The 15,889-nt window shown below is 74.1% G+C and carries 14 protein-coding genes and 2 pseudogenes; 3 read left to right on the top strand and 13 right to left on the bottom strand.

The features are described from left to right. Positions 1–206 precede the first annotated feature (206 nt). A complete protein-coding gene (locus tag HFV08_RS25920) occupies positions 207–848 on the top strand; it encodes an SCO3374 family protein (RefSeq protein WP_168542882.1) in 642 nt (213 codons plus the stop codon). Here HFV08_RS25920 and HFV08_RS25915 read toward each other — a convergent pair. The 10 genes and pseudogenes from HFV08_RS25915 to HFV08_RS25870 all read right to left on the bottom strand — a co-directional run bounded on the left by HFV08_RS25915 (position 827) and on the right by HFV08_RS25870 (position 9,768). Continuing rightward, positions 827–1,168, bottom strand: coding sequence for a histone-like nucleoid-structuring protein Lsr2 (locus HFV08_RS25915; RefSeq protein WP_040249942.1), 342 nt, complete (start codon positions 1,166–1,168; stop codon positions 827–829). The two genes, HFV08_RS25920 and HFV08_RS25915, sit on opposite strands and share 22 nt — an antisense overlap. A gap of 227 nt (positions 1,169–1,395) precedes the next feature. Continuing rightward, entirely contained in the window at positions 1,396–1,935 is a 540-nt protein-coding gene (locus HFV08_RS25910; protein WP_168542881.1) for an amino-acid N-acetyltransferase, read from the bottom strand. Between the two features lie 338 nt (positions 1,936–2,273). After that, positions 2,274–2,610, bottom strand: a pseudogene (locus HFV08_RS25905) (BlaI/MecI/CopY family transcriptional regulator); the annotation flags it as partial. A gap of 296 nt (positions 2,611–2,906) precedes the next feature. Next, positions 2,907–3,086 carry a hypothetical protein gene (locus tag HFV08_RS25900; RefSeq protein ID WP_040249947.1) on the bottom strand — a complete coding sequence of 60 codons (180 nt, stop codon included), beginning with the start codon at positions 3,084–3,086 and terminating at the stop codon, positions 2,907–2,909. Between the two features lie 90 nt (positions 3,087–3,176). Next, a complete protein-coding gene (locus HFV08_RS25895; RefSeq protein ID WP_168542880.1) occupies positions 3,177–3,782 on the bottom strand; it encodes a hypothetical protein in 606 nt (201 codons plus the stop codon). A gap of 75 nt (positions 3,783–3,857) precedes the next feature. Then, positions 3,858–4,655 carry a type III pantothenate kinase gene (locus tag HFV08_RS25890; protein WP_168542879.1) on the bottom strand — a complete coding sequence of 266 codons (798 nt, stop codon included), beginning with the start codon at positions 4,653–4,655 and terminating at the stop codon, positions 3,858–3,860. Positions 4,656–4,692: 37 nt separating this feature from the next. Then, the gene (gene nadC, locus HFV08_RS25885; protein WP_168542878.1) at positions 4,693–5,691 is read right to left on the bottom strand and encodes a carboxylating nicotinate-nucleotide diphosphorylase; all 999 of its coding nucleotides are present in this window, start codon (positions 5,689–5,691) and stop codon (positions 4,693–4,695) included. Between the two features lie 248 nt (positions 5,692–5,939). After that, positions 5,940–7,563, bottom strand: a pseudogene (locus HFV08_RS25880) (L-aspartate oxidase); the annotation flags it as partial. Beyond that, positions 7,563–8,480, bottom strand: a complete 918-nt coding sequence (gene panC / locus HFV08_RS25875) for a pantoate--beta-alanine ligase (protein WP_376770723.1) — start codon at positions 8,478–8,480, stop codon at positions 7,563–7,565. The pseudogene HFV08_RS25880 and the gene panC, both read right to left, overlap by 1 nt. 166 nt (positions 8,481–8,646) lie before the next feature. Beyond that, positions 8,647–9,768, bottom strand: a complete 1,122-nt coding sequence (locus HFV08_RS25870; protein ID WP_168542876.1) for a Rossmann-like and DUF2520 domain-containing protein — start codon at positions 9,766–9,768, stop codon at positions 8,647–8,649. Positions 9,769–10,039: 271 nt separating this feature from the next. Here HFV08_RS25870 and HFV08_RS25865 point away from each other — a divergent pair, with 271 nt between their 5' ends. After that, positions 10,040–11,362 carry a threonine aldolase family protein gene (locus HFV08_RS25865; protein WP_246342055.1) on the top strand — a complete coding sequence of 441 codons (1,323 nt, stop codon included), beginning with the start codon at positions 10,040–10,042 and terminating at the stop codon, positions 11,360–11,362. Positions 11,363–11,423: 61 nt separating this feature from the next. Here the strand turns inward: HFV08_RS25865 and HFV08_RS25860 are convergent, their stop codons facing one another. The 3 genes from HFV08_RS25860 to HFV08_RS25850 form a co-directional block, all read right to left on the bottom strand. Further along, positions 11,424–12,056: an AAA family ATPase gene (locus HFV08_RS25860; protein ID WP_168542875.1), complete on the bottom strand. Its 633-nt coding sequence runs from the start codon at positions 12,054–12,056 to the stop codon at positions 11,424–11,426. A 267-nt stretch (positions 12,057–12,323) separates the two neighbouring features. After that, the gene (locus tag HFV08_RS25855) at positions 12,324–12,992 is read right to left on the bottom strand and encodes a response regulator (protein ID WP_168542874.1); all 669 of its coding nucleotides are present in this window, start codon (positions 12,990–12,992) and stop codon (positions 12,324–12,326) included. Between the two features lie 117 nt (positions 12,993–13,109). After that, positions 13,110–14,318 (bottom strand): sensor histidine kinase, encoded by a 1,209-nt coding sequence (locus HFV08_RS25850; RefSeq protein ID WP_168542873.1) that lies wholly within the window; start codon positions 14,316–14,318, stop codon positions 13,110–13,112. A 554-nt stretch (positions 14,319–14,872) separates the two neighbouring features. Between HFV08_RS25850 and HFV08_RS25845 the strand changes: the two genes are divergently transcribed. Beyond that, positions 14,873–15,874, top strand: a complete 1,002-nt coding sequence (locus HFV08_RS25845; RefSeq protein WP_168542929.1) for an SAM-dependent methyltransferase — start codon at positions 14,873–14,875, stop codon at positions 15,872–15,874. Positions 15,875–15,889: the final 15 nt, after the last annotated feature.

Below are 15,889 nucleotides of genomic sequence, written 5' to 3'. Positions count from 1 at the left end.
TGCGTGTCGCCCCTCCCACTAGGGATGTCTTACCCGTACGGACTGACACTCCATGCGACCCAGCCCGGTTCCCTCCGCTACGGGCGAACAACCTTGCGCGCCCCGCCCGTCACGCGCGCACTCCCGCCCCGCACCTTTCGCACACGTATCGCGCACAGGGTCCAACTCTGCGTAACTCCCGGGAGTTCCCGCCGGTTGTTCCCGGCATGACTTTTCCGCTTCCGCGCCCCCGGCGCCCCCTCGAAGGACCGCTCGCGCCCCCGCGGCCGGGCGGGCGGGCGCACCAGGAGGAGCTGCGCCGCTGGTACGTGGCGGAGCTGGGGTGGGGCGAGGTGTTCCTCGACGCGCGCGGCGGCGCCCCGGCGGCGCTGCGGACCGGGGTGCGCTTCGACGTGCTCCGGCTCCCGGTGGAGGCGGGCCTGATGCTGCTGCGGGAGCTGCGGCCGGGCGGCCCGGTGGCGCTGGGCGGCGGGGCGATGCGGTTCCTGGTGGCCGCGGGCGGCGCGGAGGAGCTGCCGGGGCTGCTCGACTGGCTCGACTGGGGAGCGCTGGTGCCGGAGCTGACGGCGGTGGGGGCGGGCGGGCGCATCGAGGCGCCGGTGCCGTGGAGCGGCGGCCGTCCCGGTGGCGCCGGGGCGCAGGATCCCGGGCGGGACGGCCCGCAGGGGGCCGCGAGCTGGCTGCGGCCCCCCGAGCAGGGTGCGGGGAGCGAATCGGGGCTACCGGGACCGGTGGCCGTGCGGGGCGGTGGTGCCCCTTCGCTCGTGCGGCTCGTGGACGCGGCGGCCTCCTGCTGCCTCCGCGTCCGGCTGCGGCGCGCGGGCGTTCAGCCGTTGGCCTTCTCGTAGGCCTCGCGGATGGACGCGGGGACGCGGCCGCGGTCGTTGACCTCGTAGCCGTTCTCCTTGGCCCAGGCGCGGATCTGCGCCGTGTCCTGGGCGCTGCCGCCGGAGGAGGCCGCGCGGGCCTTTCCGCGACCGCCCGCGGCGCGGCCGCCGGTGCGCCGTCCGCCCTTCACGTAGGGGTCCAGCAGGTCGCGCAGCTTGTCGGCATTCGACGTGGTGAGGTCGATCTCGTACGTCTTGCCGTCCAGAGCGAACGTCACGGTCTCGTCCGCCTCGCCGCCGTCGATGTCATCGACAAGAAGGACCTGAACCTTCTGTGCCACGGTATTTCCTTTCATCGAAAACTTCGGGGCCCGGGGCCTGCGGCGTCAGCCGTTTCACCGACCCCTGATATATCCAGTGCAGCACTACGCCGGAAAGCAAACCGCTTTTGCGGGAAAAACACAAACCCCTGGCAGAGTCCGCCGACCCCGAGAAGACCGGAAACATGCGCGTTTCGGACATAGGGAACTGGGCAGGGTGGATCCGGAATAGGTCCGTCGATCCCCGATCACAGTTGCAGAAGCATCCGGCTGTTGCCCAAGGTGTTGGGTTTCACTCGTTCGAGACCGAGGAACTCGGCGACGCCCTCGTCATAGGAACGCAGCAGCTCGCTGTAGACATCCGTGTCCACCGGGGTCTCACCGATCTCGACGAACCCGTGCATGGCGAAGAAGTCGACTTCGAACGTCAGGCAGAAAACCCGGCGAACACCCAGCCACCGTGCGGTCTGCAACAACTTCTCCAGAAGTAGGTGGCCCACTCCCGCGCCCTTGACCACGGGCTTGACGGCGAGTGTGCGCACTTCCGCGAGATCCTCCCACATGACATGCAGGGCCCCGCAGCCCACCAGCTCCGCGTTGTCGTCGCGTTCGGCCACCCAGAACTCCTGGATGTCCTCGTAAAGCGTGACGGTCGCTTTGTCGAGGAGGATGCGCTTGTCGACGTACGAGTCGAGGAGTCTTCGCACCTCAGGCACGTCGCCGGTCCTGGCCCGGCGGACGGTGACAGCGCTTTCCGGTTTCACCGGGACTTCGGGCTCGGGGGGCATGCGGTGACGCTATCGCCCGCGGCCGCCGGGCCCGGAGCCGGGGTTCTCGCCCGCGTTGTGCGGAACGTCCTCGCGGTCGCCGCCGTTCTCGGCCTCCGCGTTCTGTGCGGCGCTCTCGGGCGCCGCGGTCTTCCGCCCGGGCGCCTTGCGTGCCGCCTTCTTCCGGGCGGTCGCCTTCTGTACGGGTTCCGTCGCGTTCTGCTCCGAGTCGGTCGCCTTCTGCGCGAGTTCGTTCTCCGGTGACTTGTCCGGTGAGTTGACCGGCGCCGCCGAGTTGCCCGTGGTGTTCTCCGGGGCTTCGTTCCGCGCCGGGTTCTCAGCCGGAACGTTTGCCGCGGACGCGGGGATCTCGGGAACTTGGGCGATGCGTACGGCATCGCGCAGCGCTTCTCGCTGCTGCTGCGACATCATCCCGAAGAAGGCCACGAGCGCGGCGGCCGGGTTGTCGCTCTGGGACCAGGCTTCGTTCATCAGTGCGGCCGAGTAGGCGGCCCGGGTGGAGACGGCCTCATATCGATAGGCGCGCCCCTCCGCCTCGCGCCGCACCCAGCCCTTCTGATGGAGATTGTCCAGAACGGTCATCACCGTCGTATAGGCGATGGACCGTTCCTGCTGAAGGTCTTCCAGGACTTCTCTCACGGTCACCGGGCGGTTCCACTTCCACACCCGCGTCATGACCGAGTCTTCGAGTTCTCCCAAGGGGCGAGGCACACGAGCACCATAGTGCGGACCGGGGCACCCGACACTTCCGCACACGGATGATCCGACAAAATCTCTGAATCCGGCAGGAAAAGGCGCGCGGCCGAGGCGGCTCGCGAGGGCCGCCCTCTCCGTGAGGTCCGCCCCCTTCCGCGTACGTCGCGGACGGCGCCGGCACACGAAAGCGCCCGGCCGCCGGTCCTGACGGACGGGTGCCGGGCGCGCGGAGGGGACTCAGGGCCCGGTGCGGGGCCCTGGTCCGCCGGGCCTGCTCAGGCCTCGGTGGTACCGGAGGACTGGCGGGTGCTGTCGGCGCGGGCGAGGGCGGCGTCCACGGCCGCGTCCTCCTTGGCCTTGTTCGGACCGCCCTGGGACTTCACGATCGTGACGATGAGGCTGACGAAGAAGACGGCCATCACGACGGGCGGCAGGAGTGCGGAGACGTAGTCCATGGCTCCAGGGTAGCCAGCCCCCGCGGGCGAATCGGACAGGGCCCCGGGGGACGTCGGGGCCCTGTCCGAGAGCATGCGCCCGCCGGGCCGCTATCCCGCGACACGCTCCTGCGGCTCCTTCGCCGGGGGCGGCGGATCCTCCCGCTCAGGCGGGGCGGCGGGCCTGCGGCGGGGCGGGAAGACCTCCGCCGGTGTCGGTACGGGGCGCCCCGGCGCCGGGGCGCGGGGCGCGGGCTCGCGCTCCGGCTCGGCGGGGGTCGCCTCGGCGCCGCGCCCGCCCGGCAGCGCGCGCAGCCGGACCCGGCCGGCGGGAGCCGGGATCCGCGCGGCGGGGGCGGGGCAGCGGGCGAGGAGGCGGGCCGCCCGCGGGTTGCCGCGCAGGGCGCGCAGGGCGGCGAGGTCCTCGGGGACGGGCCGGTAGCCGCCGGGCAGCAGCTCCTCCAGGAGGGCGAGGTAGCCGGTGAGGGCGCCCGGGAGCGCGGCCCGGTACCGCGCGAGATCGGCGAGCAGGAAGTCCCGCAGTCTGGCGCCCTCGCGGGTGGCCTCGTCGAGGCTCCCGGCGAGGCGCAGACAGTCCTGGACGTCCTGGGCACTGGCGGGACGGGGTTCGAGGGCAAGGGCGAGGGCGCGGCGCAGCACACGCAGCTCGTTCGCGCCGAAGGCCATGCCGCCGCGGGATCCGTATGGCGTGGGCATGGGCCGACGATACGCGCTAATCAGACAAACAGGGCGTAACGGTCGGTGCGGCGTGGCCGTGGGCGGGGGGGCCGCTCAGGTCCGGGCGGAGTTGCGCTCGTAGACCAGGCGCAGTCCGATCAGGGTCAGCCAGGGCTGGTGCTCGTCGATGGCCTCGGACTCGCCAAGGACCATCGGCGCCAGGCCGCCGGTCGCGATCACCTTGACCTCGGCCGGGTCGGCGGCGAGTTCGCGGGCCATCCGGCGCGCGATGCCGTCGACCTGCCCGGCGAAGCCGAAGACGATCCCGGCCTGCATGGCCTCCACCGTGTTCTTGCCGATGACACTGCGCGGGCGGGCCAGCTCGATCTTGCGCAGCTGGGCGCCCCGCACGCCGAGGGCCTCCACCGAGATCTCGATGCCGGGCGCGATGACCCCGCCGGTGTACTCGCCCCGCGCGGAGACCGCGTCGAAGGTGGTCGCGGTGCCGAAGTCGACGACGATCGCCGGGCCCCCGTACAGCTCGACGGCGGCCACCGCGTTGACGATGCGGTCCGCGCCGACCTCCTTGGGGTTGTCGACCAGGATCGGCACCCCGGTCTTCACGCCGGGCTCGACCAGGACGGCGGGCACGTCGCCGTAGTAGCGGCGGGTCACCTCGCGCAGTTCGTGCAGGACCGAGGGGACGGTGGCGCAGATGCAGATGCCGTCGATGCCGTCGCCGAGCCGGTCGCCGAGCAGCGGGTGCATCCGCATCAGGCCCTGGAGGAGTACGGCGAGTTCGTCGGCGGTGCGGCGCGGCTCGGTGGAGATGCGCCAGTGCTCCAGGATGTCCGGGCCGTCGAAGAGGCCGAGCACCGTATGGGTGTTGCCCACGTCGATGGTCAGCAGCATGCGGACACCGCCTCCCCGGGGCCCTGGCAGACGGCGGTCACCGGTCCGACTCGCGCAGGTCGAGGCCGATGTCGAGGATCGGCGAGGAGTGGGTCAGCGCGCCGACCGCGAGGAAGTCGACACCGGTGTCGGCGTAGGCGCGGGCGTCGTCGAGGGTGAGCCGGCCGGAGGACTCCAGGAGCGCCCGGCCGCCGGTCAGGGCGACGGCCTCCGCGGTCTCGGCGGGGGTGAGGTTGTCCAGCAGGATCAGGTCGGCGCCCGCGTCCAGGACCTCGCGCAGCTGGTACAGGGTGTCGACCTCGACCTCGATCGGCACCTCGGGGAAGGACTCCCGCACCGCGGCGAAGGCCTGGGCGACACCGCCCGCGGCGATCACGTGGTTGTCCTTGACCAGCGCCGCGTCCGAGAGCGACATCCGGTGGTTGACGCCGCCGCCGCAGCGCACCGCGAACTTCTCCAGGGAGCGCAGGCCCACGGTGGTCTTGCGGGTGTCGCGGACCTTCGTCTTCGTGCCCGCGAGCGCGTCCGTCCAGGCCCGGGTGGCGGTGGCGATGCCGGAAAGGCGGCACAGCAGGTTGAGGGCGCTGCGCTCGGCGGTGAGCAGGTCGCGGGTGCGGGAGGTGACGCTGAGGAGCTTCTGGCCGGCCTCGACGCGGTCGCCGTCGTCGACGTGCCGCTCCACCTCGAACTCGTCGGTGCACACGATGGACAGGACCGCCTCGGCGATCCGCAGACCGGCGACCACGCCCGCCTCCCGGGCGGTGAAGTCGCCGGTGGCGGTGGCCTCCTCGGGAATGGTGGCGACGGTGGTGACGTCGACGCCGCCCGCCAGATCCTCGTCCATCGCCAGGTGCGCGATGTCCTCGACCTCGACCGGGTCCAGGCCCGCGGCGGTGAGCAGCGCGGCGAGCGCCGGATCGAGCCCGGACTCGGCGTGCTCGGCGTACTCGTCGCCCTCCCCGCAGGCGCAGCCCTCGCCGCAGCCGCCGGTCTCCGCGTTGAGCGGGAGGGAGGAAAGGTGGTCGTCGGTGCTCACGGGTTCACTGCTCCTGAGGTGTGCGCGGCCGGGCGGCTACGCGTACGGCTGGGTCCTGACGGTCGGGTGGGCGGGGTCCCCGCCGCTCCCGGGCGGCTGCGTCCGCCCGGCGGTCGGCGGGAAACCGGCGCCCGGTGTGAGGTGCACGCTGAGCGCCGGGACAGGGACGCGCAGTGCCTCGTTCGGGGGCTTCTCCCCGCCGCGGGCCGCGGGCGGCGGCTCCTCGGCGGCCGCCTCGGGCCGCTCCTGGCGCAGGACGAGATGGCGGCGCCAGGTCTCGTCCGCGCGCTCGGGGTGGTCCTCGCGCCAGTGGCAGCCGCGGGTCTCCTCGCGGCGCAGGGCGGCGGCGACCAGGACCCGGGCGACGGCGAGGAGGTTGGTGGTCTCCCAGGTGTCCACGCCCGGCACGGCGGTCTTGCCGTGCTCGGCGAGCGCGCCGCGGGCCTCGGCGTCGAGGGCTTCGAGGGCGGCGGCGGCCTCGGTGAGCGAGGCGGCGCTGCGCAGCACCCCGGCGCCCCGCGTCATGATCCGCTGCAGGGTGAACCGCGCCTCGGGGGCGAGCAGCGGACGCCCGGGCAGCTTGCTGAGCACGGGCGTACGGGGCCCCGGCGGCCGGGCGGTGAGGTCGGCGGCGATGCGCTCGGCGTAGACGAGGCCTTCGAGCAGGGAGTTGGAGGCGAGCCGGTTGGCGCCGTGCACCCCGGTGCAGGCGACCTCGCCGCAGGCGTACAGGCCGGGCACCGTGGTCCGCCCGTGCAGGTCGGTGCGGACGCCGCCGGAGGCGTGGTGCGCGGCGGGCGCGATCGGGATCGGCTCGGTGACCGGGTCGATGCCATGGGCGCGGCAGGCGGCGAGGACGGTGGGGAAGCGTTCCTGCCACATGCGCGCCCCGAAGTGCCGGGCGTCCAGGTACATGTGGGTGGCGTCCTGCTCCAGCATCCGCCGGGTGATCGCCTTGGCGACGATGTCCCGGGGCGCCAGCTCCGCCAGCTCGTGCTGCCCCTGCATGAAGCGGACCCCGTCGGCGTCGACCAGGTGGGCGCCCTCGCCGCGTACCGCCTCCGAGACCAGCGGCTGCTGGCCCTCGGCTCCGGCGCCGAGGAAGAGCACGGTCGGGTGGAACTGCACGAACTCCAGGTCGGAGACCTCCGCCCCGGCGCGCAGGGCGAGCGCGACGCCGTCGCCGGTGGAGACCGCCGGATTGGTCGTCGCGGAGAAGATCTGGCCCATGCCGCCGGTCGCGAGGACCACCGCGGGGGCGTGCACGGCGCCCACCCCGTCGTGCTGGCCCTCGCCCATGACGTGCAGGGTCACGCCCGCGGTGCGGCCCTCCTCGTCGGTGAGCAGGTCGAGGACGAGGGCGTTCTCCACGGTGGGCACGCCCGCCTCGCGGACCGCCTCGACCAGGGCGCGCGATATCTCCGCGCCGGTCGCGTCGCCGCCCGCGTGCGCGATGCGGCGGCGGTGGTGGCCGCCCTCCCGGGTCAGCGCGAGGGCGTCGGTGCCGGGGTCGGCGTCGAAGCGGGCGCCCGCGGTGATCAGGCGGCGTACGGCGCCGGGGCCCTCGGTGACGAGCAGCCGCACCGCGTCCTCGTCGCAGAGTCCGGCGCCCGCCACCAGGGTGTCGTCGAGGTGCTGCTCGGGGGTGTCGCCCTCACCGAGCGCGGCGGCGACTCCGCCCTGCGCCCAGCGGGTCGAACCGTCGTCGAGGCGGGCCTTGGTGACCACGACGGTGTCCAGGCCCGCGGCGACACAGCGCAGCGCGACGGTGAGCCCGGCCACGCCGGAGCCGACCACGACGACATCGGCGCTCCGGGACCAGCCGGGGATCGGGGCGTGCAGGCGTATGCCCGCGCCGGGGATGTCGCTCATCAGGGGCCTCCGAAGGTCAGCGGCAGGTTGTCGATCAGCCGGGTGGAGCCGACGCGGGCGGCGACGGCGAGGACCGCCTCACCGCGGAACTCCTCGCCGATCTCGGTGAAGTCGGCGGGGTCCACCAGGGCGAGGTAGTCGAGGGCGAGCGGCGGGGTGAACCGGGCCGCCTCCTCCAGGGCGGCGTCCGCGGCGGCGCGCACCGCCGCGGGCCCGCCGGGGGCGGCCTCGGCGAGGGCGTGCGCGTCGGCGGCGGCGCGCGCCTCGCCGAGCGCCGTCAGCGCCTGCGCGCGCTGCTGCGAGCGGGGGGCGGAGACGGCGCGGGCGCGCAGCGCCTCCTGCGCGGCGTGCCGGTCCCGCCCCGCGAACAGCGCCCGGGACAGGGCCAGCGCGGTGCTCCGCTCGGCGGGCGAGAGGTAGCGGTTGCGGCTGGACAGGGCGAGCCCGTCCGGCTCCCGCACCGTCGGCACCGCCCCGATCTCCACCCCGAAGTTCAGGTCCCGCACCATCCGCCGGATCAGCGCGAGCTGCTGGGCGTCCTTCTGCCCGTACAGCGCCAGATGCGGGCGGGTCAGGTGCAGCAGCTTGGCGACGACGGTGAGCATCCCGTCGAAGTGCCCCGGCCGGGAGCCGCCTTCGAGCCGCTCGCCCATCGGCCCCGCCGCGATCCGCACCTCGGGCTCGCCGCCCGGGTACACCTCGCCCACCGAGGGCGCGAACACGACGTCCGCGCCCTCCCGCGCGGCGATCGCGACATCGGCGTCCAGGGTCCGCGGATAGCGGTCCAGGTCCTCACCCGCCCCGAACTGCAGCGGGTTGACGAAGACGGTGACGACCACCTCGCCACCCGCCCCGGCGCGTTCCCGCGCGGTACGGATCAGGGTGGCGTGGCCCTCGTGCAGGGCGCCCATCGTCATCACGACCACACGGCGGGCGGCGGGGGCGCCCAGCTCGGCGGCGGTGGTGACGATCTTGGGGGCGGGGGGCGTCCGCCCCGGGGCGGGATGCGTCCGCGCCTTCGCCGGATCGGCCTGTGCCTCCGCCGCGTCGGTCTGTGCCCTCGCCGCATCGGTCTGTGCCGGGTCAGTCATCGTCGGCCTCCTCGGTGCCGGGGCCGTCCGCGTCCTTGCCGTCGGGGTCCTTGGGGTCGGTTTCCTCGGGGTCGGTGTCCTTGCCGCCGGAGTCCTCGCGGTCGCGGTCTCTACGGTCGCGGTCTTTACGGTCGGTTTCCGCGCCGTCGGGGCCCTTGCGGCCGGGGTCCGGGGAGCCGCCCTCGGCTGCGGTCGGGCTGCCGGGCGGGGCGGCCAGTACGTCGAGGAGGTCCTCGGCGAGTTCCGCCTTGAGCAGACCGTGGGCGAGGGCGCGGTCGGCGGTCGCGCGGGCCATCGCGAGATAGCCGGGCACGGTCTCCGGGGCGTGCGCGCGCAGCTCCGCGACGTGCGCGGCGACGGTGCCCGCGTCCCCGCGCGCGACCGGGCCGGTCAGCGCCCCGTCCCCGGAGCGCAGGGTGTTGTCCAGGGCGGCGCCGAGCAGCGGGCCGAGCATCCGGTCGGGGGCGCCGACGCCCGCGGTGCGCAGCAGGTCCATCGACTGGGCGACCAGGGTGACCAGGTGGTTCGCACCGAGCGCGAGCGCCGCGTGGTAGAGCGGACGGGACTCCTCGGCGATCCACTCGGGCTCCCCGCCCATCTCGATCACCAGCGCCTCGGCGGCGAGCCGCAGCTCCTCCGGGGCGGTCACGCCGAAGGAGCAGCCCGCGAGCCGCTGCACGTCGACCGAGGTCCCGGTGAAGGTCATCGCCGGGTGCAGCGCGAGCGGCAGCGCCCCGGCCCGCGTCGCGGGGTCGAGGACCCGGGTCCCGTACCGGCCCGAGGTGTGCGCGAGCAGCTGCCCGGGGCGCACCGCGCCGGTCTCCGCGAGCCCGGCCACCAGCTGCGGCAGGGCGTCGTCGGGCACGGTGAGCAGGACCAGCTCGGCGCGGGCGAGGACCTCGGCGGGCGTGCACACCGCGACGTCCGGCAGCAGCTCGGCGGCCCGGCGGCGGGAGGCGTCGGAGACCGCGGAGACGGCCACGGGGCGGTGCCCGGCGAGCTGGAGCGAAGCCGCGAGCGCCGGACCCACACGCCCCGCGCCGACGACGCCGACCGTCAGCCTGGCGGGCTTTTCCTGCGGGTCGCCAGGACCCGCGCGATGAGGTGCGTTCACTCGCAGAGGCCTTCCCGTTCCAGTCCGCTCGGGGTACCGGACGATTTCTCGTCATGTTAACGCGATCCTCCGGGACGGGCTCCGGCTGTCCACAGCCCAGAGTTATCCACAGGCTGTGTGAAGCGTCACTGCGGTAGGCCATGATCGGGCCATGGATCAGGAACACGGCCCGTGGACGGACGGAACGTACGGTCCGGACAGGACATACGGACTGGACGGGACGTACGGATCGGACCGGACATCCGGGCTGGGCGGGGAGGGAGGTCGGAGGATGACAGAGGCAGAGGCAGAGGCGGCGGGGACGGCGGGGACGATGGAGATCTCGGAGCAGAACGGCTTGGAACCAGGTCCGGCGGAGAGCACCAAGGCCCGGCTGTCCCGGACGCTGCGGGCCAGCCCGCGCGTCCTGTCCCGGCCCGGCGCGCACAACACGGTGCGCGGGCGCCTGGACCAACTGCTCACCCAGGTCTCCCAGGTCTCCGAGGCCGCCCAGGTCTCCCGGACAGGGGACATCGGCGGCCAGGACGATCAAAACGCCCGGGACGGTCAGGATCCCTACGGCCTGGACGAACGGGTGGACCTGTACGGCGACGGTGTCGTACGGCGCCTGGAGGAGCGGGTCGCCGGTCTGCTCGGCACCGAGGCGGCGGCCTTCTTCCCCACCGGCACCATGGCCCAGCAGGTCGCCCTGCGCTGCTGGGCCGCGCGCACCGGCAACCCCACGGTGGCCCTGCACCCCCTCGCCCACCCCGAGCTGCACGAACGCGGTGCCTTCGGCACCGTCAGCGGCCTGCGCACCATCCACGCGACGCGCAGACCCCGGCTCCCCGACCCGGAGGAGATCCACGCCCTGGAGGAACCCTTCGGCACGCTGATGCTCGAACTCCCCCTCCGGGAGGCCGGGTTCGTCCTCCCGACCTGGGAGGAGCTGACGGCGACCGTCGAGGCGGCCCGGGAGCGCGAGGCGGTCGTCCACTTCGATGGGGCGCGGCTGTGGGAGTCGGCCACCCACTTCGGCCGCCCGCTCAGCGAGATCGCCGCGCTCGCCGACAGCGTCTACGTCTCCTTCTACAAGTCCCTGGAGGGATTCGGCGGCGCCGCCCTCGCCGGTCCCCAGTCCCTGATCGAAGAGGCGACGGCCTGGCGCCACCGGTACGGCGGCCAGATCTTCCAGCAGTTCCCCACCGCCCTCTCGGCCCTGGTGGGCCTCGACCGCGAACTGCCCCGCCTGCCCTCCTACGTGGCCCAGGCGCGGGTGGTCGCCGAAGCCGTACGGGCGGGGTTCGGGCGGTCGGACCCCGGCTGGTGGCGGGTCCACCCGGGGGTGCCGCACACCCACCAGTTCAAGGTGTGGCTGCCCTGGCCACCGGAGCTCCTCGACGAGGTCTCGCTCGCCATGGCGGAGGAGACGGGCACCGCGCTCTTCTCCGGCTGGCACACGACGGTGACCGACCCGCCCGGTATCGCCGCCACCGAGGTGACGCTCGGGGCACCCGGCCTGGAGTGGACGGCGGCCCAAGTCGAGTCGGCAGCGGCGGAGTTCGTGACGCGAGCCCGGGAGCGGGGGAAGCAGGGGGGAGGCCCAGCGCGATGATCGGCGACCGGACGCCGACGGCTCCGCCGCCCACCCGACCCCGCGGCCCCGTCCCCGCGCCTCAATCGAACCGGATGTGCCGCACCCCCACCGCCGCCCGCCGCAGTCGTCCGCGCAGCGGGCCGTCGGTGTCCGGGATGAGGGGCAGGGCGCACTCGGCGGCGATACGGTCCGCGACCTGCGGGATGCCGAGATGGTCGGTCCACAGGTGGCTGGCGAACTCGGGGGCGGTGAGCCGCCGCAGGCAGTCGTCGAGCCGTCGCGCGGCGAAGCTTTCGCGGCGCAGCGGTGCCTCCTTGCCGCCCACCACCCGCAGCGCGTGGCCGAGGCCGCGTTCGCGCAGGCGGCGCAGGACGGTCTCGCGGGTGGCGAGCAGGGCGAAGTGCCGTACGTCGTGGCCGCGGGCCCGCAGCGCGCCGACCGTCTCCTCGAAGTACCGGTCGTCGGTGACCGTCATGGGGACGAGCACCGTGCCGGGGTGCTCCCGTGCCGCGAGGTCGAGCATCTCGGCCACGCCCCGCCGCCACACGGGCAGGTCCTGGAAGTCCCCGCGCAGCGCGGGCGGCAGCATGCGGTGCAGCCCGAAGCCGAGGTGTTCGGGGTCGCAGACGACGCTGCCCGGCAGCCTGCGCCGCAGTTCGTGGGCGGTCTGCGTCTTGCCCCCGCCGAAGGGGCCGTTGATCCACACGAGCATGCGCCGAGCCTAGGCGCCGTGCGGTGAACGGCCCGTCAGTACGGCGAAGCCCACCTGACACGGCTGGGCGCATCCGTACGGCGAGGCCGGTCCGTACAGCGAGGTCCGTCCGGCGAAATTCGCCCCTACGGCGAGGCAGGCGAAGCCGCAGAACCGGAACCGCAGGCCCACAAATCCCCAGGCCCACGAAACCGCGGACTCAACCGAGTACCGCAGCCCCTCCTGCACCCCGAGCAGTCGCCCCACCCGCTCCCCGCCCTCTCCCCCTCAGCCTCCCCCGCCCGCCCGTACCAGGCCGGTCTCGTAGGCGAGGACCACGACCTGGACGCGGTCGCGGAGGCCGAGCTTGGTGAGGATGCGGCCGACGTGGGTCTTGACGGTGGCTTCGGAGAGGACGAGGCGGGCGGCGATCTCGCCGTTCGAGAGGCCCTGGGCGATGAGGACCATGACCTCGCGTTCGCGGTCGGTGAGGCGGCTGAGTTCGCTGTGCGCCTCCTCGGTGCCGGTGGGCAGCATCGGCGCGAAGCGGTCGAGGAGGCGGCGGGTGGTGGAGGGGGCGACGACGGCGTCGCCGCTGTGCACGGCGCGGATGGCGGCGAGGAGTTCGCCGGGCGGCACGTCCTTGAGCATGAAGCCGGAGGCGCCCGCCTTGAGGCCGGAGAAGGCGTACTCGTCGAGGTCGAAGGTGGTGAGGATGAGGACCTTGGGCGGGTTCTCGGCCGCGCAGATACGGCGGGTGGCCTCGACGCCGTCGAGTCTCGGCATCCGGACGTCCATGAGGACGACGTCGACCGCGGTGGCCCGCAGCACCTCCAGGGCCTCGGCGCCGTCGCCCGCCTCGGCGACGACCTCCATGTCCGGCTGGGCGGCGAGCACCATCCGGAAGCCGGTGCGCAGCAGCACCTGGTCGTCGACGAGCATCACGCGGATCGGCATCGGCATCTCCTGCGGCCTTTCGGTCGGTCGGTCCTGCGGGGTCGGTCAGTCGGTCCTGCGAGGTCCTGCGGGCGGCGCGCGGTCGGGGCCATGGCGGCCCGGCCCGGTGCGGGTGGTTCAGTGGGCGGGCTTGAGGGGCAGCAGGGCGCTGATCCGGAAGCCGCCGCCGGGGCGGGGGCCCGCGTCCAGGGTGCCGCCGACCATACCGACGCGCTCGCGCATGCCGATGAGTCCCTGGCCCTTTCCGTCCTCGCCGCCGCCGGTGTGCCGGCCGCGGTCGGCGCCGCGGCCGTCGTCCTCGATGAGCAGGCCGAGGCCGTCGTCGAAGTAGACGAGCCGGACGCTGGCGCCGGTGTTGGGGCCGCCGTGCTTGCGGGTGTTGGTGAGGGCTTCCTGGACGATGCGGTAGGCGGTGAGCTCCACGCCGCTGGGCAGCGGGCGGGGCGCGCCCTCGACCTTGAAGTCGACCGGGAGGCCCGCGCTGCGTACCTGCTCGATGAGTTCGTCGAGCTGTTCGACATCGGGCTGGGGTACGTACTCGCCGCTCTCGTCCTGTTCGCCGGTGCGCAGCACGCCGAGCAGGCGGCGCATCTCGGCGAGGGCCTGGCGGCCGGTGCCGGAGATGGTCTCCAGGGCTTTGCGTGCCTGCTCGGGGGCGGCGTCGAGGACGTAGTTGGCGCCGTCCGCCTGGACGACCATCACCGAGACGTTGTGCGCGACGACGTCGTGCAGCTCCCGGGCGATGCGGGCGCGTTCGGCGGCGACGGCGACCTTGGCCTGGGCCTCGCGTTCGCGTTCGAGGCGGGCGGCGCGCTCCTCCAGCTGGGCCAGGTAGGCGCGGCGGGTGCGCAGTGAGTCGCCGAGCACCCAGGCCAGGGCGAAGGGCACGATGAGGAAGCAGGTGAAGAGGATCCGCCCGAGGCTGCTGACCTCGTCCTCGGGCCAGCGCATCTGGGCGAGCGGTGCGGCGGCGAGGCCTCCGACGAGGGCGAAGCGGGAGGCCCACTGGGCGCCGTCGGCGGCGACGGTGTAGATGATCACCAGCATGGCGAAGTCGGCCGGCATCACCTCGGCGTCCAGGAGCAGCTGGGCCACTCCCATCGCGGCGGCGAGGAGCAGCATGCGTTCGGGCATCCTGCGCCGCAGCGCGATGACCAGGCAGAGCACCAGGGCGAGGGGGTACGAGGCGACGACCGGGTCCGGTTCGCCGTTGGGCACCGCGGTCTGCGCGACCAGACTGACCAGGCAGATGCCGAGCAGGACGACGGCCCAGAAGCTGTCGACCCACGTCGGGTGTCTGCGGAGGAAGTCGTAGAGGCGCTGCACGTAACCCAGCGTAGGCACCGCGATGGGCCGCCCGGGTCAACCGGAGGACCGATCCGCCTGCCCCTTCCGTACTCCGCAAGGTGGAGGCCCGGTAGGCATCTCGTGCAGGTGATGGGGGAGATGGCGGTGGGGACGGTGGCGGAGCCGCGGGCCGGTTTTCCCTGGCGCGGGGCGTGTGCGGGGGCGCGCGGGGCGTGAAAAGGGCGCGGGCAGGCGACCGGGCGCCCGCCCCGGTCCGGAAGACGTCTCCGTACGAGGGCAATCCGCCCGGTCCGTACGAGCGCCCTCCGTCCGGGGTCCGTACGAGGGCACTCCATCCCGCATGCCCCCGCGATCAAGACCTTTCTGTCCGGAACACACCCCGTACGGGCCTTTCGCCGCCGCCCCGGGCCCGGCGGCGGGCGCGGTCTCCTAGCCTGGCCGACGTGACGGAGACGACCCCGGGCGGGGAGACGACGAGCGGGAACCCGGTGACGCACGGCGGGAACCCGGTGGCGCACGGCGGGTACCCCGTGGCGGACGGCGCCGGAGCGGGCCGGGGCTGGCGGGCTGCCATGACTCAGGCGCTGTACGGGCCGGAGGGTTTCTACCGCCGCCCGGAGGGGCCGGCGGGGCACTTCCGTACCTCGGTGCACGCCTCGCCGCTGTTCGCCGCCGCGGTGGCGCGGCTGCTGTGCCGGGTCGACGAGGCGCTCGGGCACCCCGGGGAGCTGGCCTTCGTGGACATGGCGGCGGGCCGCGGGGAGCTGGTCGCCGGGGTGCTGTCCGCGCTGCCCGCCGAGGTGGCCGCCCGCACCCTCGCCTACGCCGTGGAGCTCGCGGACCCGCCCGCCGGTCCGGACCCGGCGGTGCGCTGGGTCGCGGAGCCGCCCCGGGGCGTACGGGGGCTGCTGTTCGCCAACGAGTGGCTGGACAACGTCCCGCTCGACATCGCGGAGGCCGACTTCGAGGGCCGCCCGCGCCTGGTCCTGGTGGACGCGGACGGCACCGAGTCGCTCGGCGCCCCGGTGGGCGGGCCGGAGGCCGAGTGGCTGCGGCGCTGGTGGCCGCTGCGTACCCCGGGGGCCCGTGCCGAGATCGGGCTGACCCGCGACGCGGCCTGGGCAAAGGCGGTGGCCGGCGTCGAGCGGGGCCTGGCGGTGGCCGTCGACTACGCGCACACACGTGCGGCACGTCCGCCCTTCGGCACCCTGACCGGTTTCCGCGCCGGGCGGGACTGCTCCCCGGTGCCGGACGGCTCCTGCGATCTGACGGCGCATGTGGCCGTGGACGCCTGCGCCCTGCCCGGCGCCCTGCTGCTGACCCAGCGCACCGCCCTGCACGCCCTCGGCCTCAGCGGCACCCGCCCCCCGCTGAGCCTGGCCTCCTCCGACCCCGCGGCGTATCTGCGCGCCCTGAGCCACGCCGGGGCCGCCGCGGAACTGACCGCCCCGGGCGGGCTCGGCGGTTTCAGCTGGCTGGCGCAGCCGGTCGGCATCGACGGCCGCGGGGTGCTCGGGGATCTCGGGGACCTCGGGGACATGGAGCCGCGCGAGGCCTCAGGCGCACCGGACTGAACTGAGGAGACGCCG

The organism is Streptomyces physcomitrii (genome assembly GCF_012273655.1).
In the GTDB taxonomy this organism is placed as follows: domain Bacteria; phylum Actinomycetota; class Actinomycetes; order Streptomycetales; family Streptomycetaceae; genus Streptomyces; species Streptomyces physcomitrii.
This window is presented reverse-complemented; position numbering and strand designations above follow the sequence as displayed.